The 22,442-nt window shown below is 48.3% G+C and carries 15 protein-coding genes; 8 read left to right on the forward strand and 7 right to left on the reverse strand.

The window, feature by feature from the left end:
- Positions 1-112: 112 nt before the first annotated feature.
- The 3 genes from murI to ADIS_RS22940 form a co-directional block, all read right to left on the reverse strand.
- Positions 113-919 carry a glutamate racemase gene (gene murI / locus ADIS_RS08190; RefSeq protein WP_010853960.1) on the reverse strand — a complete coding sequence of 269 codons (807 nt, stop codon included), beginning with the start codon at positions 917-919 and terminating at the stop codon, positions 113-115.
- 199 nt (positions 920-1,118) lie between these two features.
- Positions 1,119-3,263, reverse strand: a complete 2,145-nt coding sequence (gene recQ / locus ADIS_RS08195) for a DNA helicase RecQ (protein ID WP_010853961.1) — start codon at positions 3,261-3,263, stop codon at positions 1,119-1,121.
- A 97-nt stretch (positions 3,264-3,360) separates the two neighbouring features.
- On the reverse strand, positions 3,361-5,031 hold the full coding sequence (locus ADIS_RS22940) for a hypothetical protein (protein WP_010853962.1): 1,671 nt from the start codon (positions 5,029-5,031) through the stop codon (positions 3,361-3,363).
- A 581-nt stretch (positions 5,032-5,612) separates the two neighbouring features.
- Between ADIS_RS22940 and ADIS_RS08205 the strand changes: the two genes are divergently transcribed.
- Positions 5,613-9,806 carry a DUF7507 domain-containing protein gene (locus ADIS_RS08205; RefSeq protein ID WP_010853964.1) on the forward strand — a complete coding sequence of 1,398 codons (4,194 nt, stop codon included), beginning with the start codon at positions 5,613-5,615 and terminating at the stop codon, positions 9,804-9,806.
- 91 nt (positions 9,807-9,897) lie between these two features.
- Here ADIS_RS08205 and ADIS_RS08210 read toward each other — a convergent pair whose 3' ends face one another.
- From ADIS_RS08210 to rho, 3 genes are all read right to left on the reverse strand, one after another.
- Entirely contained in the window at positions 9,898-10,299 is a 402-nt protein-coding gene (locus ADIS_RS08210; protein ID WP_010853965.1) for a hypothetical protein, read from the reverse strand.
- Between the two features lie 108 nt (positions 10,300-10,407).
- Complete coding sequence (locus tag ADIS_RS08215) at positions 10,408-11,391, reverse strand: hypothetical protein (protein ID WP_010853966.1); 984 nt, start codon at positions 11,389-11,391, stop codon at positions 10,408-10,410.
- 502 nt (positions 11,392-11,893) lie between these two features.
- A complete protein-coding gene (gene rho / locus ADIS_RS08220; RefSeq protein WP_035805240.1) occupies positions 11,894-13,741 on the reverse strand; it encodes a transcription termination factor Rho in 1,848 nt (615 codons plus the stop codon).
- A gap of 333 nt (positions 13,742-14,074) precedes the next feature.
- Here rho and serS point away from each other — a divergent pair, with 333 nt between their 5' ends.
- Complete coding sequence (gene serS, locus ADIS_RS08225; RefSeq protein ID WP_010853968.1) at positions 14,075-15,352, forward strand: serine--tRNA ligase; 1,278 nt, start codon at positions 14,075-14,077, stop codon at positions 15,350-15,352.
- Between the two features lie 104 nt (positions 15,353-15,456).
- On the opposite strand, the gene ADIS_RS08230 is transcribed toward serS, so the two are convergent.
- Positions 15,457-16,506, reverse strand: coding sequence for a dihydrodipicolinate synthase family protein (locus ADIS_RS08230; RefSeq protein ID WP_010853969.1), 1,050 nt, complete (start codon positions 16,504-16,506; stop codon positions 15,457-15,459).
- Positions 16,507-16,691: 185 nt separating this feature from the next.
- Between ADIS_RS08230 and ADIS_RS08235 the strand changes: the two genes are divergently transcribed.
- From ADIS_RS08235 to ADIS_RS08260, 6 genes are all read left to right on the forward strand, one after another.
- Positions 16,692-17,357: a heme exporter protein CcmB gene (locus ADIS_RS08235; protein WP_035805282.1), complete on the forward strand. Its 666-nt coding sequence runs from the start codon at positions 16,692-16,694 to the stop codon at positions 17,355-17,357.
- A 287-nt stretch (positions 17,358-17,644) separates the two neighbouring features.
- Positions 17,645-18,319: a cytochrome c biogenesis protein CcsA gene (ccsA, locus tag ADIS_RS08240; RefSeq protein WP_010853971.1), complete on the forward strand. Its 675-nt coding sequence runs from the start codon at positions 17,645-17,647 to the stop codon at positions 18,317-18,319.
- 5 nt (positions 18,320-18,324) lie between these two features.
- Positions 18,325-18,573, forward strand: a complete 249-nt coding sequence (locus ADIS_RS08245) for a CcmD family protein (protein WP_010853972.1) — start codon at positions 18,325-18,327, stop codon at positions 18,571-18,573.
- Positions 18,570-18,986 (forward strand): cytochrome c maturation protein CcmE domain-containing protein, encoded by a 417-nt coding sequence (locus ADIS_RS08250; RefSeq protein ID WP_010853973.1) that lies wholly within the window; start codon positions 18,570-18,572, stop codon positions 18,984-18,986. The genes ADIS_RS08245 and ADIS_RS08250 overlap by 4 nt, the downstream gene beginning before the upstream one ends.
- A 38-nt stretch (positions 18,987-19,024) precedes the next feature.
- Complete coding sequence (gene ccsA, locus ADIS_RS08255; RefSeq protein WP_010853974.1) at positions 19,025-21,553, forward strand: cytochrome c biogenesis protein CcsA; 2,529 nt, start codon at positions 19,025-19,027, stop codon at positions 21,551-21,553.
- A 77-nt stretch (positions 21,554-21,630) separates the two neighbouring features.
- On the forward strand, positions 21,631-22,404 hold the full coding sequence (locus ADIS_RS08260) for a Rossmann-like and DUF2520 domain-containing protein (RefSeq protein WP_035805242.1): 774 nt from the start codon (positions 21,631-21,633) through the stop codon (positions 22,402-22,404).
- Positions 22,405-22,442 lie beyond the last annotated feature (38 nt).

Genomic DNA, 22,442 nt, shown 5'->3' on the forward strand with positions numbered 1-22,442 from the left:
GAAAAGCACAAGCTGCTTTCTCAAAAAAAAAATCAACTGCCGCAAAAGGAATTAAAAAAATTCAACTAATCTTTTTTAGGTATCGGGGAGGAATGCAACGACCTAAAAACAGCTATTCCCAAAGCGGATACCGCTCCAGGCGCACAGAACTCCCGAAAAACAAGGAAGTCGCATGCTGAAAGGAGGAAGTGAAGTCAGATACCAAAAAACGATCCGGTCGCGGGGGCAGCTCATTCAACAGCCCCTTGGAATGCAGAAAGGCCTTAACAGCCTGTGCCACTATTTCCGAGCTGTCTATTACATGCACCTGATGGGCAAAATAATCAGCAATTTGCTTTTTGATCAAGGGATAGTGCGTACAGCCCAGCACCAATGCCCGGATCTCCCGAAAAGGCTCATATCCCAAATAGGAATGGATGATCGCATCACTGACCTCGTCCCGCTGAAACCCCTCTTCGATCATCGGTGCCAACAGGGGCGTTGCCAACGCACTGAAGGCAATCCCCGCTTGCAGCGAATCAATTTTCTTGGCATATACTCCCGAATGTACCGTCTGCTTGGTACCAATCAGTCCCACATGTTGACCGCTATGATGCAGACCTAGGTATTCCACAACGGGATCTATCACATTAAATACGTGCGCCCGAGAAGCGGCGTATTCCTTTACCAACTCAAAGGCTGCCGCTGAAGCAGAGTTACAGGCAATCAAAATAAGTTTACATCCGGCCTTTAGCAGTACATCGACGATTTTTACGGAATATGCCTGAATCGCCGCCGTACTCTTGTCGCCGTAGGGCAGGTGGGCCGTATCGCCAAAATATATCAATTGCTCGGCAGGAAGCAGGTCTCTGACTGCTTTTGCAACAGTAAGTCCTCCTATACCGGAGTCAAAAATCCCAATAGGCTGGTTGGCATTCATGGCAGAAGGTGTATGAATGGTTCTTCGTCGGCTACAAAAAACCCCCAAACCTAGGGAATGGGGGCATCTGTGCAAGCAGAGAGTGAATAGATTTATACTAGGTACAAATATACAAAATATTGCCTTGTCTTATCAATCAAAGCAAAAAAGTATAAAGCCAATCGGGCAAGGTTTGCCGGTTGCCTTGCATCGCATTCTTCTATGCCCCATTCCGTTTCTTGGATGCATCGTGCGCCAATGCCAGCCTAAGTTCAAAGTAACTGAACTTCTCTCCAAAGAATTCCTTCAGCGTACGCAGCAGGCCATCGTCTTGCTTGCGGTAGGCCTCGAGTATTTCCTCTACTTCGTCCAACGCTAGGAATGCCTGCACGGAAATCTTTTTCTGTTCCACCAGATCCACCAAATGACCTTCCACCGTCCGGGGACTAAGCCCCCGTTCAGAAGCGATTTCTTGCGGCCCCAACCCCTTTTCAAAAAGACGCAAGGTTTCGACCAGGGTTCCTGCATCCGTACCCGCCCTTAGCTTGGCAGGAGTCGATGCCGCCTTTCGCTTTGGCTTTATGTTGTTTTCGACCCGATAATTTTTTACGACCCGGATAAACTCCGCTCCATACCGCTCCGCTTTTAGCTGACCCACCCCATGAATCCGTCGAAAGGATGGTAGATCCTCCGGAAAGTGGGTGGCCATTTCAGCCAAAGTCGCATCGGAAAAGACCAGGTAGGGAGGTACCCCCAGTTTTCGGGCAAGTGCAAAACGCAAATTTTTCAATTTTTCAAAGAGCCCCTTGTCGTATCGCTCCTCTCCGGAAGCAGAGGTTTTAAAGCCCTCCATTTCCAACGCCAGAAAAATCTTTTCTTTGCTTTTGAGCTTTTGCCGGGCAAGGGAAGTCAACGTCAACACCGGATAGGGCTCTCCCGCGCTCTCCATGTACCCTTCCCGTATCAATGTGCTGCCAAGGTTTTTCCAATAGGCTTCGGATTGGCTTTTGCCTATTCCATATACACTTAATGACTTATGGGCTTCCTGTACCTTGGCCGACTCAGATCCCCTCAATACCAATATCACATGACCCATCCCGAATCCTTCCCCCAGACGTACAACGGCCGAAAGAAACATTTGCGCCGGTAGGGTCGCATCGATGCGCTTGCCTTCCCGAAAACACACATCACAGTTGCCGCAGTCCTCCCTGGGTTTCTCACCAAAATACGAAAGCAAAAAACGGCGCCTGCACGAGTTCAACTGGCAGAATTGCACCATCTTTGCCAGCTTGGTCTTGGCAATCTCGATATAGGCCGGGTTATCGGAGTTTTCGACCATTCGGGAAAGCGTGACACTATCTCCGTAGCTGTAAAAAAGCAAGGCCTCGCTGGGAAGTCCATCCCTTCCCGCGCGCCCGGTTTCCTGGTAGTAGGATTCGATGCTCTGGGGCATGTTCATGTGGACTACAAACCGTACGTTTGACTTGTCTATCCCCATCCCAAAGGCGATGGTGGCCACCATGATCTTCACCTCATCTTTGATAAATAGGTCCTGATGCCTATCACGTACCTCCTTGTCCAAACCTGCGTGATAGGGAAGCGCACTGTATCCCAGGCCCGCCAACTTTCCTGCCGTCTCCTCCACACTTTTGCGCGAAAGGCAATAGATGATGCCGGAATCGCTGGAACGGTTGGCAAGAAAATCGGTGAGCTTTTGGAAGGAGTCACTGCGGAGTGCTACCTGGTAGGAGATATTGGGCCTGTCAAAGGAGGAAATAAACCATAAAGGATCCTTGAGCGCTAGTTTTTCGGCAATGTCCCTACGGGTTTGGGGGTCGGCCGTGGCAGTAAGTGCCAAAAACGGCACATCGGAAAACGCTTCCCGTAACATGCCGATCTTCAGGTATTCCGGACGGAAATCATGGCCCCACTGGGATACGCAGTGCGCCTCGTCCACCGCCACGAGTGAAAGCTTCGCCTTCTCCAAAAAGCCATTCCATCCGTTGGATCCCGAAAAAAGCCTTTCGGGAGACACGTACAGTAGCTTTACCTTTCCCTGAAGCACCTGCTCGGAAACAAAGCGCTGTTCGCTGACCGACTGGGTGGAATTGATAAAGGCCGCGGGGATACCCAACCCGTTCAATGCATCCACCTGATCTTTCATCAAGGCTATCAGGGGTGAGATCACCAAGGTCAACCCGGGCAAAACCATCGCCGGCACCTGAAAGCAGACCGACTTGCCTGCGCCCGTAGGCATCAGCGCAATGGTATCCTTGCCCCCTAAGATGGCGGCAATAACCTCCGCTTGGTTGCCTCGAAACTTGCTGTAGCCAAAAAAATCCGTGAGGACTTGCTGTGGAGTCATGCCAGAAACAGTTAGTTGGTGGATTAAACCGACAAGGTACAAAATTTCACCCAACGCGGAACCATCCGCGGCAATGGGAGCAGGTTTTGCAGGGGTATTATTGCTTGATCACCTTCAGCCGGGATACCTCGGTGCCAACGGTCAGTTCAAGCACATACATGCCCTTGGGGGCTTGCTTAAACGCATCTGCCAAGAGGCCGTTCAGGCTCTGAATATCGGAGGCCAGAATCGTGGACGCATGGGAAAAGGACAAAATACGGGCACTGATCCCTTCTGCTTCATTCAGCCTGCCGTTGTACCTGATCCGCAGTCCATCTCCCGAAGTGGGATTGGGAAAAACCTGCCAGCGATCTTCGCCCACCGACGTGGCGGGAAAACGAAGAGACAACAGCTCTGTATACGAATAGGAACCGTTCAGGTCTACCTGCCGGATGCGAAGGTAGATCATTCCTCCTGCGCCCGCCGGTACGGGAGCGGAGAAGCGGTAATGCTGTGTTTCGGTGGTGTATCCCGCCGCCTCCACCCTGCCCAAGGTGCCGAAGCCATCCAATCCCGAAAGGGAGTACTCCACCTCAAAGTGGCTGGACGAGGACTCGCTGGCAGTAGCCCATTCCGCCAGCACCGATTTTTGATCGTCTGAAAGGGATGCGGCAAAGGAAAGAAAATCGACGGGGAGAGCAATACAATCAAAAAATCCAGCCGGTTGAAACTCGGTAGTTCCTGCTCCTGTATTTGGTTGGGGAAAATCACCGCAGACAATAACCATCGACGAATTTGTAGCTACGACTCCATTTAGATCGCTTACATCCCAATCTCTTTCGGCCTCATCAGGAATATCTGTAAGGCTATTTGCACTTACACGGATATCTTGAGATATAGATACCGTACTCGAATCACGAATCAATACCCTCACTGCGCCGTTAATATCCAGGTTTCCGCTTATCGAGACGTTGGAATTCGCAAATGTATTCAGCTGCGTATTTGGACCACCTCGAAGCACAACTTCAGGCACCTGAAAGTTTCCGTACACATTCATCGCGAAGGAATTACCTCTGTAATCCAACTTTGAGTCGGAGACAAGCGTAGTCCCCGCAAGTACGTTGACTTCTACCCGGTTATTTACATCAAGTCCCCCTACAAGCAAACTGCCACCGCCTCCCACATTAAGTACTGTGGTCTGACTGGGGCTTCCTTGATTAACCAGTAGCGTACCGTTGATTTCAACTTCGCTTTCATCTTCAATGGTAAACTGAAAATTGGTACTTCCTGCTATCGATAAATTACCCCCAAACGCAAGTTTTGAATTGTCCTTCACGACCACTTCTACGTAGTTTGGCGTAAACGAAGCATTTTCCGGCATATTCATGTCATGGGCAATGACCACCCTAATCTCACAGGGATTGTTGTTATTTCCACCGCCACCTGCATTATTTCCTCCACCGCTGTTGCCACCTGCGTTGCCGCCTGCATTATTTCCTCCACCGCTGTTGCCACCTGCGTTGCCGCCGCCATTGTTTCCACCCGGATTGCCACCTCCGTTATTGCCATTTCCGTTATTGCCATTTCCATTATTACCCGCTAACAATGGTGGGAAACCGCTTCCGTTGGGATTGCAGTTTCCAGGATCCACTTTAGTCCAGCAAGCACCGTTCGTCCAATCAGAGCAATTCCCGTTGGTCGTATAGGTTTGCGCAGCGAGATCCAACCCGAAAAATAGGAACAGCGGGATCAGGTAAAAATAAATGATGTTTTTTGCGCTTCGGATCATTTTTTATGCATTTCAAATCATAAAAAACGAAATTAGCGAGAAATCACGAAACTAAAAAATACATCTTTTGGCAAATCGCTAAATGAATTAGTCTAACAATATCTACCAGCCAATAAATAAACATTATCAATTATTATAAAAATTACAAAAACACCAAAAACCAGCTACGGATGGATGCTCAAACAACCCGCATTTTTTTCGCGCTCAGGCGGATCCTGCCTAAAAAAGCTGCTTGTATTCTGATCATAGCGCTCTCTTTCAACGAAATTACCGCTATACAAATAACCAACCCAACGCATTAATTCAAGCTCATTCCCAGCCCCCACGCTAACACGTCCATACACCAACAGCCTACCCGAGCAGTTGACAAAAAAATAACTGCTTCACGCCCTTATCTATTCACAAAAATACTAAAATTTATTGATATCTTTCTGCCGGATTTTTACGGGTGCCTGTATTTTTCCATAGAAGAGATTTAGTAGTTAGTTTACCCCGCTAGCACCGGGACTCCGATGATTTTTAAAAAAGGTTTTTGCTGGTTCTTTGTAGCGACGGCTCTATGGTCGCTTTTGCCGGTTATCATGTCCCAAGCACAGGTCGACAATAGGCTACCCTTTCGACAGCGAGTTGGAAACCCTGCTCCGGAAAACAACCTTTTTCGGATTAAGGGTGATTTTACGATCATTGGAAACACCAACCTGACCCTGGCCGAATACGATGACAACAAGGAGAATTCATTGAAGGAAATGGTCTTTGTGGACATCGACCAAGATGAATCCACGGCAAACTCCTCTTCGGCAACGCTGGTGTTTTCACAGGAAAATGGTGCCGACCCTACCTGTTCTGACATTTTATACGCCGGCCTCTACTGGTCGGGCCGGGCCAAGGAGGGACTGGGATTGACTTTTGACGTACTTCAGGGATACCTTCCTGGCGAACCCCAGCATATCGACAAGGCTGTTCAGCAGCTGTATCCGTACGATAGCCTTCATTATTCCAATTTTTCCTCCTATTCCTTCTCTATGGAAGACGACATCCGAAAGCTTTTTCCATATTTTATCCTTACTTCAAAGACAGGCCTCGAGGACATCGTGTTTGAATTCAGAAATGAGGGCCCCGATAGGGTACGCGTTGGTTATGGCGGGTTCGATAACATGCAACCTGTAACCGGACTTGAAATCAGCCAAACGGATACGACCATCATCGCCACGTTTGACCAGATCACCTTTTCGGAAAACGGCATGCTTTTCTACGTGGACAAGATGACCCGCTCAGTCGGCACGGACTATGAATCGTTCATAAATGAGCACAACAGCGTAGAAGTCACCATTTCTGGTACCTTTATTCCACAAGTACCCCAGATTAAGCGGTTTGACAAGCGTAAAGTTAAAATAAAGGGGCCGTCCACCTCCGATTACACCGAAATCACCGCCTCAGGAAACCAAATCCTATTTCCTGCGGGGGAACTTCGGGATATGTATGTCGGATACGCGGATATAACCCAGTACGTAAAAAACAATGGTACAGGAATCTATACGGTTGCGGATTTGGCCTTAACGGGTGGTATGGGAGATGCTACCGGAAACTACGGCCACTGGGGCTTGGTCGTGGTGTACCAAAACCCCGCGATGCACTGGAGGGATGTAACCGTATTTGATGGGTATGCATTTGTACAGGCACTTAACTTTGCAGAACACACTGGCGAGATCGCCATAGAAGGATTCGAAACCATCAAACAGGGGCCGGTAAACTTAAAACTCGGTGTAATGGCCGGAGAAGGAGACCGGACGATTGAAGGGGATTTTTTGGAAATCATCAACCAACAGGGTGAATGGACGCGCTTAAGCCATCCCCTCAATTCCGTCGACAATTTTTTCAATTCCTCGATCTACACCCCCGTTACCAACCGGGACGGTATCTTGGTACAAAATCCCAGGTACCCGGAATTGTTGAACAATACGGGCATAGACATTGTTCAATGGGAAATTCCCAACCCAAACAACTCGATCATAGGCAATAGTCAGACATCCACCCGCTTTCGTTTTGGAACCAAGCAGGACATCTATAATATTTACGCTATGGCATTTTCGGTACGCAGTTATCTACCGGAAATCCAGGCCTTGAATCAGCTAACCGCCATAAACGGCATTCCTCCCCCGGACAACCCTTCGGTAAGGCCCGGGGAGGAGATGACCTTTAGCTTGGAAATCCGAAACAGGGGCAATGAAGAGACTTCGGAAACCCACGTCGTCATACCACTTCCTTACAATGCCACGTATGTGGATGCCCAAACGAGTCCGGCGGATCACGGGTCAATCCGGTTTGATCCGGATCTGGGGGTAGCAGGTTCGTTGATTTGGGAAATCGGACCGGTTCCGGTGGTTACCAACTCCGAGGTGCCGGTCGCCTCGATGCAGTACACACTCAGAGTTACCGAGGATTGCGCGTTGCTGGCCAATAACCAATGTGAAGCGACCATAGCCGTCCGAGGAGGTATCTATGGTACCGGAAAAACAACCCAAAGTACCTTCGCCAATATACCCTTTATCCAAGGCATTGAGGAAAATGCCTGTGCGGGCAAAGAGATAATCGACCCCTTGGAGCTAGCGCTGACAGATGTATTGGAATTTGTGCAGGCACAATGTGGAGATATGGAACTGGCCCCAGGCTTGGGCCCCATTGAACTTCCCGATTTTTGCCGGGGAGACTCGCCTGTTGATCTGAGTACCTTTATCAAGCCCACCCGTGCTGAATTTTCCATCTTTTATTTTTCAGATGAACAAAGTGAAAGCCCTTTTTACGAATACACGGTAAATACGAGTTTGATCGGTACCGATACGGTATGGGTAGCAGAGGGTCCATCGATTACCTGCACGGGCTTACGAGTGCCCGTAAGATTGAATGTGCGGCCCAGATCGCCATCACCCAACGTATTCAATCAACTAGTATGCAGCGAAGAATCCTTTTTGGGCTATGGGATCCAACACAACGGAACCTATGAATTGCTTTACTACCCAGACAACAAGCCCGAGAGCAATCCAATCTCAGGTGCCCAGTCCGTGGATTTGACAATGCCCGGAACATACACAGTCTGGGTAAGTCAACTAAAAGAGGGTGAGTGCGAGAGTCTGCGGCGCGAGGTAAAGATAGAGGTCCGGGATTGTAGTTTGTTCGGTGAGATCAACGTCAAAATTCAGCCGGACATCCAGGCATTTAGTGCTGCAGGGGAGGTGGTTGTCTATACGATAGAACTGACCAATACCGGCAAAATAATGCTCTCGGATGTGTACTTGATGGAAAGCCAAACGAATAGCGTGTGGGACATTCCGCTTTTGGAGGTGGGGGAACGGATGATTTTCACGGTTGCCTATACCATTACTCCTGACGATTTAACCATGGGAAGTCTGTACAACTACGTATATACCACCGGACATGCGAATGGATATGGCGATGTAAACAAAGAGGATTATTCTATTATATACGTATTGCCCAAGGGATTTCTGGATTTCCAGGTCACGCCCTTTGACGAAAACTGCCCCGACCAGGGCAGTCCCACCGGGAAGATTGAGCTGAAATTCCTTTCCACCCGCCAAAGCGGGAGTTACCTGATCGTAAACGAGCAGGACGGCAGTGAATACAGCGGAGGTTTTGAGCAACAAAACTTGCTTAGCGTCAACGTTCCTGTAGGCTCGTACCGTATGACCCTCACCCACCCGGACGGCTATGAGCACCGCATAAACGAGTCCTTTGAAGTCAAACAAAAAGAGTCTGTTGAGTTTGGGGTCCCAGAACCCATCGATGCTTGCCTCGCTTACACCTTCCGCCCGGATGCTTCCCTAAAACTGGCCTACACTCTCCAAGGACCCGACGGCGTCCTCATTCGTCCCAGCCAGACAAACGGCTATGAACTGGTTCAAAGTGGCACCTACACCCTATGGGGATCAGACCCTACCGGTAACAAGTGCCAAACGTCAAAAACCTTTCAGGCCACCATCAGCCAGCCGGCCAATCTGAATCTGGACATCACGCCATTCTGCGGGGACCAGGCTTTTACCACCATCCAATTGGATGCCCAAGGGCTACTGGTGCATTGGTTTCTATTGGAGGAAGGGAAGGAAGTTCCTCTCCCCTGGGCCGAAGGCTACGAATTATTATTTGTGGAAACCGAAGGAGACTATTTGGCTACCCTTACCGACCCTGAAGGCTGCCGAGTCGCAGAAGGACAGGCTTCTGTCAAAAGGGCAAATGTGCAGGCTCCGGCACTGGAACAGCTATACAGCATTTGTTCCGCTAAAAAGGTAGGGACAACACTACAAGCAGGCAGGGAGTTTGTCCAAGCGGAATGGTATAGAGAAGGTGCGTTGGTAAGCACCGCCCCGCTTTTCTCCATCGAATTGGAAGGCGCGTATACGCTGGTTGCTACGGATCAAGCAGGCTGCGAACACCGCGTTGATTTCGAAGTGGAAGACAAGTGCAAATCCACCCTGCGCTATCCCAATGCCATCGTGCCAGGTAATCCTGAAAAAGCGTTTATGTTATATCCTGACAACTTGGTCGAGTGGCTGGAAGTGGCCATCCAAAACCGATGGGGTGAATTGATTTACTTTTGCCAGGATAAAAACCCCATCTCCGGCAAAGTGTCCTCCTGTATTTGGGACGGAACTATCCATGGGCAGCGGGTCATCAACGGCTCCTACTCTGTTCAGATCCGCTACGGGATCAAGGGGCATGGAGAGGTAGTGATTGAGCGAGGGGGTATCCTCGTTGTGGATTAGTCGTCTTGGAGCACCTGCTAGGACCGGGAAAAAATGACCATTCCCTTACTACTTACTGCTCCGTTGCTTTAATTTAATCAAGCCTTTTCCCTCAATGCCTCATAACCTTTAGGTGGTGAACCTGGCTGTCTGTTGCCACCTCGATCAGGCATATGCCTTTGGGAGCCATCCGAATCTCCTCCGCCACCATAAGCGACAGGACCTCCAGGCTTTCGGCCTTTAGCACCTTACTGCCACCCCAGGATTTGAAGGTTGCCGTAATAGTAGCGGGTACAGCGGAAGGCTGCTCAAAACGAATCTGAAATTTTTCCCCATTGGTCGGATTGGGAAATGCGATGAGCTTCGCAGCAGTAGCAGAGGCATTATCCACCTGCGCACCTACCACGTCCGAATACACATACTTTCCGTCGTAGTCTACTTGCTTGATACGATAGTAAACCATCCCCTTCATCGCGGACAGTCCTGTGTCCGAAAAATGGTAGCTTGACGCCATATCTGACCACCCTACAGCCTGTACAACTTCCAATTCGATGAATTCCTGAATGCCTCCTATGGATCTTTCTAGTATAAAATGGCTGTTGCTTTTCTCCGAAGCAGTGGTCTAAGACACCTTTACTTGCTTTTGCGCGGCCATGAAAACGGCAGTTACCGATTCCCAAACCACCGGCAGGCGAACACACCCCTCTCCGTAGAAACTATCCCCCTGCCTGGATATGTTTGAACTTGCCAATTGGGTAGAATTGGGATAGTCGCAAATAAATACGGCAGATAGGTTGCTGGTGGTAACCCCGCCGCCATTGGTAGCTATTAGCGTTCCTCCCACATTTAGCTCGGAAAATTGCCCCGTTTGGATCTCTCCGTCTGGCAGGCTAACGTTCCTTACCACGATTCCCGTGCTGTTTTGGGACAGGGTTAACCTAGCCCCACCACTCATATCCAATCCCTCGTCGAGGCGAAAACTTGCTGTGTTCTCCAAGCGGAATCTAGACCCATTCGAAAAGCTGACCTGCTGACCCATAATGGCCGATGAGGTATCCTTCATGAGGACATTGCCGTTTTGTCGAACATTGGTCTTGCCTCCCACTATCAACTTCGTGTTTCCACCCAAATCAAGTAATCCTCCGGCGAGCGTTAGGTCGTTGGCTACCTCGATGGAGGCCTGCGACCCTGTAGCCGTTACTTTACCTCCGGATGAAAAGGCCAAGGTCCCTGTTTGGAATTTACCCTGCACGTTCAGCGTAGCATTGGTTCTCAAAGTGGTTTCCCCTTTAACGATCAACTCTGCTCCTTCTTCCACCGTGACAACCGGATTGCTGTTTCCGATAAACAGATCGTCTACTATCCACTTGGCACCTTTCGGAATAGTCAGGGATACGGCCCGGTCCAAACTCAGTGTGCCGCCTATACGAAGCTCAGCGCCGGATTCCATGCGGATGTAAGGGACTGTTCCGCCTCCGCTCACGGTCACATCGCCCGAAAAATCCAATCTTCCGCCGCCGGCAATATCCACCCCCGCAAATACGCCCGAGCCGAAATTGTTAACATTGGCGTTGAAGACAACATGGTGCTGAACAAGCACGGACACAGCACATCCATTGTTTTTAGATGTTGGAGGGAAACCTGTGGAATTATTTCGATCGCAATTGTTACCAACCGACCAGACAGATGCATCTTGCCAACTGCCATCTTTTACGGAGGTAAAGACCTGCGCCTGCAACGCCCCGCTAGAACCCAAAAGCATTAGCAAAAAAATGCCGGAAAAAAAGAGAGTGAATCTGTTGGTATATGGATGCTGCTGTCTCATATCTTACGCTGTTCTTATGGGTTAACCTAAGCAAACATACAGCAGATCTGATCTCCAATGGGTGTTAATCGTTAGACACGCAAAAACAGCGGGTGAACTCCCTTAAAAAAGCGTTTAAAAAATACCAAAAAGGGTTTTTGTTGCTACAAAATGCATTTTTTAATGAATGAACAGTTCATCGATCCAGACATACTATAACCGAATCACTAGCGCTTCACAATAAAAAGCCCTGCTTCGTTCGAAGAAGCAGAGCCGTTTTGATTTGAATCTATTTTTCGAAATCCTACCCGTTCATACTTATCAAAAACTCGGCGTTATCCCGGGTACCCCGCATACGTTGCAACAAGAATTCCATCGCCTCCTGAGACGTCATGTCGGACATAAGTTTCCTCAATATCCAAACACGCTGCATTTCCTCCTTGTCCATCAACAAGTCTTCCCGACGGGTTCCTGAACCAGGTACATCGATCGCCGGATAAATCCTCCTGTTCGATAATTTCCGGTCAAGCGAGAGCTCCATGTTGCCGGTACCTTTGAATTCCTCAAAAATAACCTCATCCATTTTAGAGCCCGTCTCGACCAATGCGGTCGCGATGATGGTCAGCGATCCGCCATTTTCTACGTTACGCGCTGCCCCAAAGAATCGCTTCGGTTTGTGAAGGGCATTTGCGTCCACACCTCCGGAAAGGATCTTGCCAGAAGACGGCACCACGGTATTGTGCGCACGAGCCAACCTGGTGATGGAATCCAAGAGTATGACTACATCGTGTCCACACTCCACCATTCGTTTCGCTTTTTCCAAAACCAGAGAGGCAACCTTCACGTGGCGCTCGGCCTGCTCGTCAAAGGTGGATGAAATCACTTCCGCCTTTACAGAACGCGCCATATCCGTAACTTCCTCCGGACGCTCATCGATCAGAAGAATCATCAAGTGTACTTCCGGATGATTTTCAGCAATGGCATTGGCTATTTTTTGTAATAGAACTGTTTTACCCGTCTTGGGTTGCGCTACGATCATTCCTCGCTGGCCCTTGCCTATGGGCGCAAACAGATCCACGATCCGGGTAGAATAATTATCATGCGTGGTCGTTAACCGCAAACGCTCTTCGGGAAACAACGGAGTCAGGTATTCAAAAGGAATCCTATCGCGGATCTCATCGGTTGTCTTTCCATTGACAGAGATCACTTTTATTAATGCAAAATATTTTTCCCCCTCTTTCGGTGGACGAATCTGCCCCTTGATATTGTCTCCAGTCTTCAGGCCAAAAAGCTTTATTTGGGAGGGAGATACGTATATATCGTCGGGCGACGCCAGGTAGTTGTAGTCTAGGGAACGTAAAAAACCATATCCGTCGGACATAATCTCAAGCACACCCACATTTTCGATGATTCCGTCAAAATCCTTGATGGTGACCGCTATCTTTCGCTTTGACATGAAAGGTGCCGGGGATTCTGACGCGGGGATAGGGGGTTGCTCCTCAAAATCCCTCATATTTTTTCTTCTTGGCAGCTCAGGCTCTGCTGAATGCGCAGATGCAGGCTCATGAGGGGTCTTTTCTGCTTCCAGCCCAACTACTGCCGGCCGCCTAGGTCTAAAAGTCCTGGCTCGTTGATCGTCTCCTGAGGTAGTTGCAACGGGCTTTTTGTTTTCAGCTATGGAAGGGGTACCTGTCTCCGACTCCTTTGCCGAAACGACCTCCACTTTTTCTTCTGATTTTGCTGCAACGCGATCTTCCCGCTTACGGGGACGGTTTTCGCGGGGTTCTCGAGGTGCCGGCTTGGGGTCCTTATCCTTTGCCACTACAGGCTCCGCTGACCCTTCAGTCTCTTTTGGTATTTCAGTCACATTCTGCCGCCTAAATTTCGGCTTTTCATCGCTTTTTTCGCCGGCTTTCTCACTGCCTGCATCCTGCTTTTCAGCAGGGGCCTCAGCAGATACGGGTTCTTCGATTTCGACTTTGGAAGGCTTTTTCTTAGGGAGGGCGTTCTCGGGCAAAATAGCCTGCTGATCGAGGATGGCGTAAATCAACTCATCCTTCTTTAGCGACTTAAAATTTTTCACACCAAGTTCTTCGGCTAGTTCCTTGAGCTCGGACAACAGCCTAATTCGTAATTCTTCTATGTTATACATAAAAAACGTATGGAAGTAATATCAATGATTAAGTAAGTGAGTGAGGTATATCTCTTGATTGCTGTAAAAAGGTATTCGGAATATCTGAAAATCGCCAGGAGAGGGATTTTCGACACAATGGTGCTACAATATTACAGTAACATCTTTTAAAACGCAAACATTTGCGATAATGTTACGATTCAAGCAGAATTCCAAAGGTATAGATTAATTTTTTTAAAATCCGAGTATTTTACGCATTTATGCGCGTAACGCTGATCGGCCATCTTAGGTACCTGAAGGGGAATTGCCTATCTTTGCGGCGAAATCAGAAGACTTTCCAATTTAGATTATAAAATGCTGCAAGTAACGTTTATCCGAGAAAATTTCGAAAAAGCTGCCCAAGGGCTCGAGAAAAGAAACATCCGCGAAGCGCAATCGCTGCTCCGACAGGTCGTTCAGCTCGACGATGAGCGAAAAGGTATTCAGCTACAACGGGATCAGCTCCAAGCAGAAGCAAACAGCATTTCCAAATCCATCGGCCAGCTTATGCGAAGCGGTAATCACGCAGAAGCTGAAAAGGTCAAATCCAGAACTGCGGAGATAAAGCAGCAGACAAAAGAGCTGGAAACCGCTTATAGCGAAAAGGAACTTGAACTGACCCAATTACTCTATACCCTTCCGAATATCCCGCACGAGTCTGTACCAACGGGCAAATCTGCGGAGGACAACGAGACCATTTTCACGCATGGGAACCTACCCGAATTAAGCGAGAGCGAAAAGTTGCCACATTGGGAGTTGATCAAAAAATACGATATCATCGATTTTGAACTCGGTGTCAAGATATCCGGTGCGGGCTTTCCAGTTTACAAAGGAAAGGGAGCCAGACTACAAAGGGCCTTGGTTAATTTCTTTTTGGATGAAGCACAGAAAGCGGGCTACATGGAAATCCAACCTCCCATCTTGGTAAACGAAGACAGTGGATACGGTACCGGACAGCTCCCCGACAAGGAGGGACAGATGTATTTTGCAACCGAAGATAACCTATACCTGATTCCGACAGCTGAAGTCCCCATCACAAATATTTACCGTAACGAAATCCTTCAAGAAGATCAGCTTCCCATTAAGAATGTTGGGTTTACACCTTGCTTCCGTCGGGAAGCCGGTAGCTGGGGCGCGCATGTGCGTGGACTCAACCGGTTGCACCAATTCGACAAGGTTGAAATAGTGCATATTTCCCGTCCGGACAAATCCTATGCGGCATTGGAAGAAATGAGTACTTATGTACAGAGTTTGTTAAAAAAACTGGAACTTCCCTACCGGGTCCTGCGGCTTTGCGGTGGAGACATGGGCTTTACCTCAGCGCTGACGTACGATATGGAGGTCTTTTCTGCGGCGCAGGAACGTTGGCTGGAAGTCAGCTCGGTCAGCAACTTTGAAACCTATCAGGCAAATCGCCTCAAACTGCGCTTTAGAGACGAAAATAAGAAAACAAACCTTGCCCATACCTTAAACGGAAGCGCGCTCGCATTGCCGCGCATAGTTGCCGCCATTCTGGAAAACAACCAGCATGCGGATGGAATTAAAATGCCATCTGTGCTGATCCCTTATTTGGGATTTGAATGGATACAATAAAACCGGTACGTTTTTGAACATAGGAAAACGCCCTCATCGCACTAATAGCCATGAGGGCGTTGTTGATATGGGCATAACCTCTCGGATCCTCTAACCGACCTGCCCTAAATTCCGAGCCGTTCCTGCCAAATGTTCAGTTCGGCAGCTAGATCATCCAGGACCTCGACCTGTGTGCTTTCGAGCTGATCCTCGGTACTTCTACAATTTAAGGAGATTTCCAAGCCTCTTTTTTTCAGAAAGTAGCGCGCGCCCAACTGATACTGACGCCCAATTTTCTGCTCGGCTACACGCAACCTTTCCTGTATCCAGTCCACCTCTTCCTGTTTGTTTGGGTCAGACGCGTGCTCACAAAGCCAAGCGATGATTTCGGGGTAAAAGTTACCCGCGATAGGAGAGAGTCCTGCCCCTCCATACTGGAGCGATGCGGCGGCACTCCCTATATGGGCGTTATAAATACCCAAGCCGGAACCTTCCGCTCTGTCAATTTTCGTCCGAATCTGCACTATATCTTCGGTAGTATCTTTGTGGTAAATAAACCTTTCCGAACCAACCAAGAAGTTTAGCACCGTCGGTGAAACAATACGCTTATACGGCGACGGACACTCGTAGGTACCCACGGGAATGCCTTCGGTATACTGCATGAACTGACCGAGGTGCTGGATAAGCCGCTCATCCGACTCCTCCCGTTCCGCAAAATGACTGGAAATCAAAATCACCGCGTCCACTCCCGTGTCGTAAATGCGCTTGGTAAAATCCGCCTTCGCCTGAATGCTTTCCCCAAACGACCCGGTAGAAACCACAGGAACACTCCCTCCTGTATGCTTCACCACATGATGGGTCAGCCGGATGCGCTCCTCGTCCGAAAGATGATACATCTCACTGCTCAGGCAATTGGCGAAAAAACCCTTGGCTCCAGCCTTCAGGTAATAATCCATCAGCCTGCTTACCCCATCGTAATCGATGGAACCGTCATTTCGATACACCGTGAGCATAACGGGAATAAACCGCTGCGTAAATGAATCTTTACGCTGCTCGTTGCGCAGTGCTAGGTGAGGTGACTGGGCCATTGCGTCAAGACCTAAGGTTAAGGTTCCAAAACCAAGTCCCAGCTTTGCCAAAAATACCCTCCTGGGCATAAAAACATCTGATTTCATACATGGATTCAAGTTTCTATTACACACACCGGAAACCGGGTGTCTATTGACTTTTCGTAAGTAAATTCCATTCATTAGTACTTCCAAGCCGCAAAAAAGGCCAATGTCTGCCGTTTGCAATCGATAGAATCTCTTTGCCGTGCTTTGGGAGGTTGTTTGCCGATCCTTTGTATCTTTACCGCATCATGTGGGAAGAGATCATCACGCTAGTAAAAAAAGAAGCTACCTTGGAGTGGCGCCAAAAATACGCGCTCAACGGAATCCTGCTATATGTAATCAGTGCCGTTTACATCACCTACCTAAGCGTGGGGGTAAAAAGCGGAACCCTCCAGGTTCCCACCTGGAATGCGCTGTACTGGATAATCATCCTTTTCTCCTCCGTAAATGCGGTGGCCAAAAGCTTCATTCAAGAAAGCCAGGGAAGGCAACTTTATTACTACATAATCGCATCCCCTGAATCCATTATCCTCTCCAAGACCCTTTACAACACAGCCCTAACGTGGGTGCTCTCACTGTTAGGCTACCTTGTCTTCTCAGTGGTGATGGGAAACCCCGTGCAGGATCAAACCTTGTTTCTTTGCAATTTGCTGCTTGGATCCATTGGATTCTCCGCCAGCCTCACGATGGTTTCTTCGATTGCCGGGAAGGCGGGAAACAACGGTACATTGATGGCTATTCTTAGCTTTCCGGTACTGATACCTATTTTGCTGCTGACCATACAGATCTCCCATAATGCCATTGATGGCTTGGATCGATCGGTTAGTACAGACAAGATAATCACCCTGTTGGCGATTAATGGATTGATCGGCGCATCCTCTTACATTCTTTTTCCGTATCTATGGAAAAGTTAAAAAATGCTCCGACCATAGTGCAAATCTCACCCCCTATCTTAGCCCCATTACGCTTGATCAAATAAACCCAAGAACGCTAAGGAAATAGGGATTTATACCGTACTTTTGTCGGAACGTGACCTTCCCTTGGGCGACTAATGTCCAATTTGAAAACCAAAGGAGTCAAGCGCGGATTTCCGTCTATCCAGTGGAAAGAACGGTTGTCAAGGGGAGTCCTTAGTGCAACCCCAAATGTCACGCTACTGCCGCAGGGAAGTTCATAATCGCTCAACGTCAATAATAAAAAGATGAAGGCAACTTGGTGGAAAATACTGGCCATTGTTCTGTTGGCCTACACCGTCGTCGCAGGGATATTGGCTGATGTCCCCAGACTTCCGATTCTCAACGAAACGATCCGCGCTCTGTATTTTCATGTTACCATGTGGTTTAGCATGATCATTATGCTGACTGTGGGGATCGTGTATAGTGTCAAATTCCTGAAAAACGGGCGACTGGAAGACGATGACATAGCAGTTGAGTTTACCAATGCGGCCATTCTGTTTGGTGTGATCGGTATTGTCACTGGAAGCCTTTGGGCTCGGTTTACTTGGGGGGCCTTCTGGACCAACGACCCCAAATTGAACGCCGCAGCCGTGGGATTGCTGATGTACTTTGCCTACTTGGTACTACGAAACTCGCTACCGGACATGCAGCAAAGGGCGAAGATAAGTGCTGTATACAGCATCTTTGCGTATGCAGCGTTTATCCCGTTGATTTTTATCCTGCCTAGGCTGACGGACAGTCTTCACCCCGGTAATGGGGGAAACCCCGGATTCAACGCTTACGACATGGACAGCCAACTCCGCATGGTTTTCTATCCAGCCATCATAGGGTGGACCTTGTTGGGATGCTGGATAAGTACAGTGAGGGTACGCTTTCGACAACTTGAAAGGAAATTGGAAGAAAAATTGATCAATCAATAAGACATATGAAGAAATTGCTGCTCATCCCTATGTTGATGTTGTGCCTTACCCTAAAGGCGCAGGATAAAATCGAAATCACGGGAGAGGATTACCAGAATACGGGCGTTGAAATGGCCGATCTCATGCGATCAAATGGCAAAATCTATGTTTTGGTTGGAATTATTGGAATTGTTTTGGGTGGAATTTTGGTTTATTTGATACAGACCGACCGGAAAATCACGAGGCTGGAACAACAATATAAAGAGTTATCATGAAGAAAGGGCATATAATCGGATTGGGCATCATTGGGGTGGCAATTATGATCATCATTACATCCATTGGCGATGCCAGTACCTACGAGAGCTTTACTACCGCTCGGATGCTAGCCAGCAATGGGGAAGCCAAAGCCATCCATGTGGTTGGACAACTGAAGAAAAACGAGTACGGAAAGGTAGTAGGCCTGGAAGTTGGGGAAGACAAAACCTCCTTTACCTTTTTGATGGTCGACAATGACGGAACAGAACAGCAGGTGTACTACAACGAGCCTGTCCCCGCGGATTTTGAACGGTCTGAGCAGGTGGTCGTGATTGGGTCGTACAGAACCGAGTCGCTATTTGTAGCCGACAAGATCCTAATGAAGTGCCCGTCCAAATACCAGGAAACAGACGTGCAGGCTACCTCCATGTAATCGCCTAAATTCTATCGGAATCAATCAACCCTCAGGAAATGATCAATACCTTCGTTGGTAATTTGGGGCACCTGATGACTGTGATCGCCTTTGTGACGGCCATCATCACCGCCCTTTCTTACCTTAAGTATATACATGCCTCCGAACTTGAAAAAGCTTCCTGGAGGCGATTTAGTAGAATCTCCTTTTATGTTCATGCCGTTGCCAGTGTGGGAATGGCGGTTGCATTGTTCGAAATAATTTACAGCCACCGTTTCGAATATTTTTATGCCTATTCCCATTCTTCCAAGGCACTTCCCGTCCATTACATGATTTCCAGTTTTTGGGAGGGGCAAGAGGGTGCTTTTATCTTGTGGATTTTCTGGAATGTCACACTGGGTCTCATATTGATCCATACCAATAAATTCTGGGAAGGTCCTGTGATGCTTGTATTCGCGTTGGTTCAGGCGTTTTTGGTGTCGATGATCATGGGTGTAGTGATCGGAGATCTAAAAATAGGCAGTTCGCCATTTATTCTGTTACGGGATGTCTCTGAAGCGCCTATTTTCCAGATCAATCCGGACTTTATCCCCGCCGATGGAACCGGTCTTAATCCATTGCTCCAAAACATCTGGATGGTCATCCATCCGCCAACGCTTTTTTTGGGTTATGCCTCCACGCTTGTGCCCTTTGCCTTCCTTATGGGTGGGCTCTACATGAAAAAGTATTCCGAATGGGTTAGACCAGCACTTCCTTGGGCCATTTTCTCCGCGATGATCCTGGGGATGGGTATTATTATGGGTGCCTATTGGGCCTATGTCACTTTGAATTTCGGCGGCTACTGGAACTGGGACCCGGTCGAAAACGCAGTCTATGTGCCATGGTTGGTTATGGTGGCGGCTATCCACACCATGATTACCTACAAGAAGAGCAGTACCGCCCTTAAAACATCCATGGTTTTGGTCATCAGCTCGTTTATACTGGTGCTGTATGCCACCTTCTTGGTGCGTAGCGGAGTATTGGGCGATTCATCCGTGCATTCTTTTACCGACCTGGGTCTATCCGGGCAGCTGCTTCTCTACATGCTTTTCTTTCTTGCCGTAGCGGTGTTTTTCGCAGCAAAAGAATGGAAACATATTCCCACTTCGGAAAAGGAAGCCTCGGTCTATTCCAGAGAGTTTTGGATTTTCATAGGGGCTACTACCTTGGGGTTAATGGCCTTTCAGGTAATCGTACCGACCTCCATTCCGGTGTACAATGCAATTGTCGAAGGACTGGGCGGGATTTCCAACATGGCGCCTCCTGCTGATCAGGTCGGATTCTACACAAAATTCCAACTCTGGTTTGCCGTTGCGCTAGCTCTTTTGACCGGCATAGGTCAATATTTCTGGTGGAACAAAATGGACAAAAAGGCATTGAAGGAAGCCTTGGTGACCCCCTATATTATTTCCATGGTCGTATCGGCAATCATTATTACCTTGGGCAAAGTCTATGACGTCACCTACATAGTGGTTGTGTTGGCCGGTGCCTTCACGATCGTGGCCAACGGCTCGATATTGATCAAACTGTTCAAATCACGATCGCTAAAGCTGACGGGCGGGTCTTTGGCCCATATCGGGCTCGGGATGATCCTCATCGGGGTGATGTTTTCCTCTGGGTATTCGGATACCATTTCCATAAACATGTCGGGATTAACCTATAAAAAGGACTGGGAGGATGAACTGAACAAACAAAACGTACTGCTCTGGATAAACAAGCCATTGCAGATGAAAGAATACGAAGTGATCTACCGTGGTCGCTACAAAAAACTGGTAGGCGTTCCGGGCTATGTAAAAGCTGATTTGCTGGAGTCTACGGACGGAATTAATAAGGCCACCGCCCTGGATGATATTTGGGCAAAGGACAGGTTATACCATCGAAAGGGCGATGAGGTGGATTTGGTACTGGAGCAAAACAGCTATTTCAAGGTAGAGTATTACCAAGACGGCGATTTGAAATTCACCTTGTTTCCCATGTCCCAACCCAATCCTACGATGGGGTTGATTTCATCCCCGGATTCGAAGCGGTATTTATCCAAAGACCTGTATACCCACGTATCCGCAATCAACGATTACGAGGATCCCGAGTGGAAAGATGACCAATTTGAAGGTGCCGCTCCGGGAGAGCAGTTTTTCGTCAATGATTTCGTCACCTTTTTTAAAAGTGCTGACATCGTAAACGAAGTGGATGGAATGGAACTGATGGAAGGAGACATCGCCGTGAAGGCCACCCTCATCATCAACGATTATGACGTGGAAAAAAGGCTGGAGCCCATTTTTTTGATCCGGGGCAACCAGGTGGGTAAAATTGCGCACATTGACCACGACTTAGGAATAAAGATTGAAATCGACAATATTTTGCCGGAAGAAAATAAGTTCATGTTTAAATTCAACACCTATCAGAAGGATTACGTGGTCATGAAAGCTTCCATCAAACCGTTCATCAATGTGCTTTGGTTGGGAACCATCATCATGCTGATCGGTTTTTCTGTGGCAATCTTCCGTCGATACGACGAATTTATGAAAATGAGAAACAAAGGGTTGGAGTAAAATTTCAATTCTTATTCACTATCTTGAAAGCCCCAGCTTATGACTGGGGCTTTCTTGTTTGAAACCTTTTCTTGACTATGGAGTGTAAAATAGCTCTTTTGGGCACCGGAAACGTGGCCTGGCACCTAAGTGCTGCGTTGGAAAGTGCAGGACATACCATCACGGAGGTCTACGGACGTTCCTTTCAACAGGCGGAAAAAATAACCGAAAGATTATATGCCTCCGAGCCTACGGACAACCTTGATTTCTCCGGCAGTGAGGCAGAGTTATTCATCTTGGCTGTGGCTGACCAGGCAATTGCACCCTTGGCAGATGCCGTGATTCTGCCGGAAGGGAGTACACTCGTTCACACAAGTGGCAGCATGCCGTTGGAAATTCTGGCCTATAGTTCCGCAAGCTACACCGGTATATTCTACCCCCTTCAGACCTTTAACAAATACCAGGCGATTGATTTCTCGGATGTCTCCATCTTGTTGGAAGCAGATGATCCAGGAACGCTTAAAAAACTTCGAAAGATAGCGACAAGCTTAAAGTCCCCCCATTATACCGTAAAGTCAAGGGATCGGAAAGCGGTACACGTGGCGGCCGTATTTGCCAGTAACTTTACGAACCACCTAATCGGCATTGCGGAAGAAATCATGGAACGGCAGGGGTTGGATTTCGAAATGATGAAACCCTTAATAATCGAACAAATCGGCAAAACCTTGGAAATAGGTGCGAAAAAAGCTCAGACAGGCCCTGCAATCCGAGAGGACCTGGAGACACTGGAAAGCCACCATCAATTCCTTCAGTACGACGAACACCTCGCTGAAATCTACCGTTTGATCACTCAGCGAATTTTGGATTCTTAACCCACCCGAGAGGCTTGCTGCTCCTTTCACAAACAAAT

It is taken from the genome of Lunatimonas lonarensis, assembly GCF_000390185.1.
Lineage (GTDB): Bacteria > Bacteroidota > Bacteroidia > Cytophagales > Cyclobacteriaceae > Lunatimonas > Lunatimonas lonarensis.

Coding starts and splice junctions, on each gene's coding strand:
- murI (WP_010853960.1), bottom strand. CDS start 919: ATGAATGCCAACCAGCCTATTGGGATTTTTGACTCCGGTATAGGAGGA.
- recQ (WP_010853961.1), bottom strand. CDS start 3,263: ATGACTCCACAGCAAGTCCTCACGGATTTTTTTGGCTACAGCAAGTTT.
- ADIS_RS22940 (WP_010853962.1), bottom strand. CDS start 5,031: ATGATCCGAAGCGCAAAAAACATCATTTATTTTTACCTGATCCCGCTG.
- ADIS_RS08205 (WP_010853964.1), top strand. CDS start 5,613: ATGTCCCAAGCACAGGTCGACAATAGGCTACCCTTTCGACAGCGAGTT.
- ADIS_RS08210 (WP_010853965.1), bottom strand. CDS start 10,299: ATGGCGTCAAGCTACCATTTTTCGGACACAGGACTGTCCGCGATGAAG.
- rho (WP_035805240.1), bottom strand. CDS start 13,741: ATGTATAACATAGAAGAATTACGAATTAGGCTGTTGTCCGAGCTCAAG.
- serS (WP_010853968.1), top strand. CDS start 14,075: ATGCTGCAAGTAACGTTTATCCGAGAAAATTTCGAAAAAGCTGCCCAA.
- ADIS_RS08230 (WP_010853969.1), bottom strand. CDS start 16,506: ATGAAATCAGATGTTTTTATGCCCAGGAGGGTATTTTTGGCAAAGCTG.
- ADIS_RS08235 (WP_035805282.1), top strand. CDS start 16,692: ATGTGGGAAGAGATCATCACGCTAGTAAAAAAAGAAGCTACCTTGGAG.
- ccsA (WP_010853971.1), top strand. CDS start 17,645: ATGAAGGCAACTTGGTGGAAAATACTGGCCATTGTTCTGTTGGCCTAC.
- ADIS_RS08245 (WP_010853972.1), top strand. CDS start 18,325: ATGAAGAAATTGCTGCTCATCCCTATGTTGATGTTGTGCCTTACCCTA.
- ADIS_RS08250 (WP_010853973.1), top strand. CDS start 18,570: ATGAAGAAAGGGCATATAATCGGATTGGGCATCATTGGGGTGGCAATT.
- ccsA (WP_010853974.1), top strand. CDS start 19,025: ATGATCAATACCTTCGTTGGTAATTTGGGGCACCTGATGACTGTGATC.
- ADIS_RS08260 (WP_035805242.1), top strand. CDS start 21,631: ATGGAGTGTAAAATAGCTCTTTTGGGCACCGGAAACGTGGCCTGGCAC.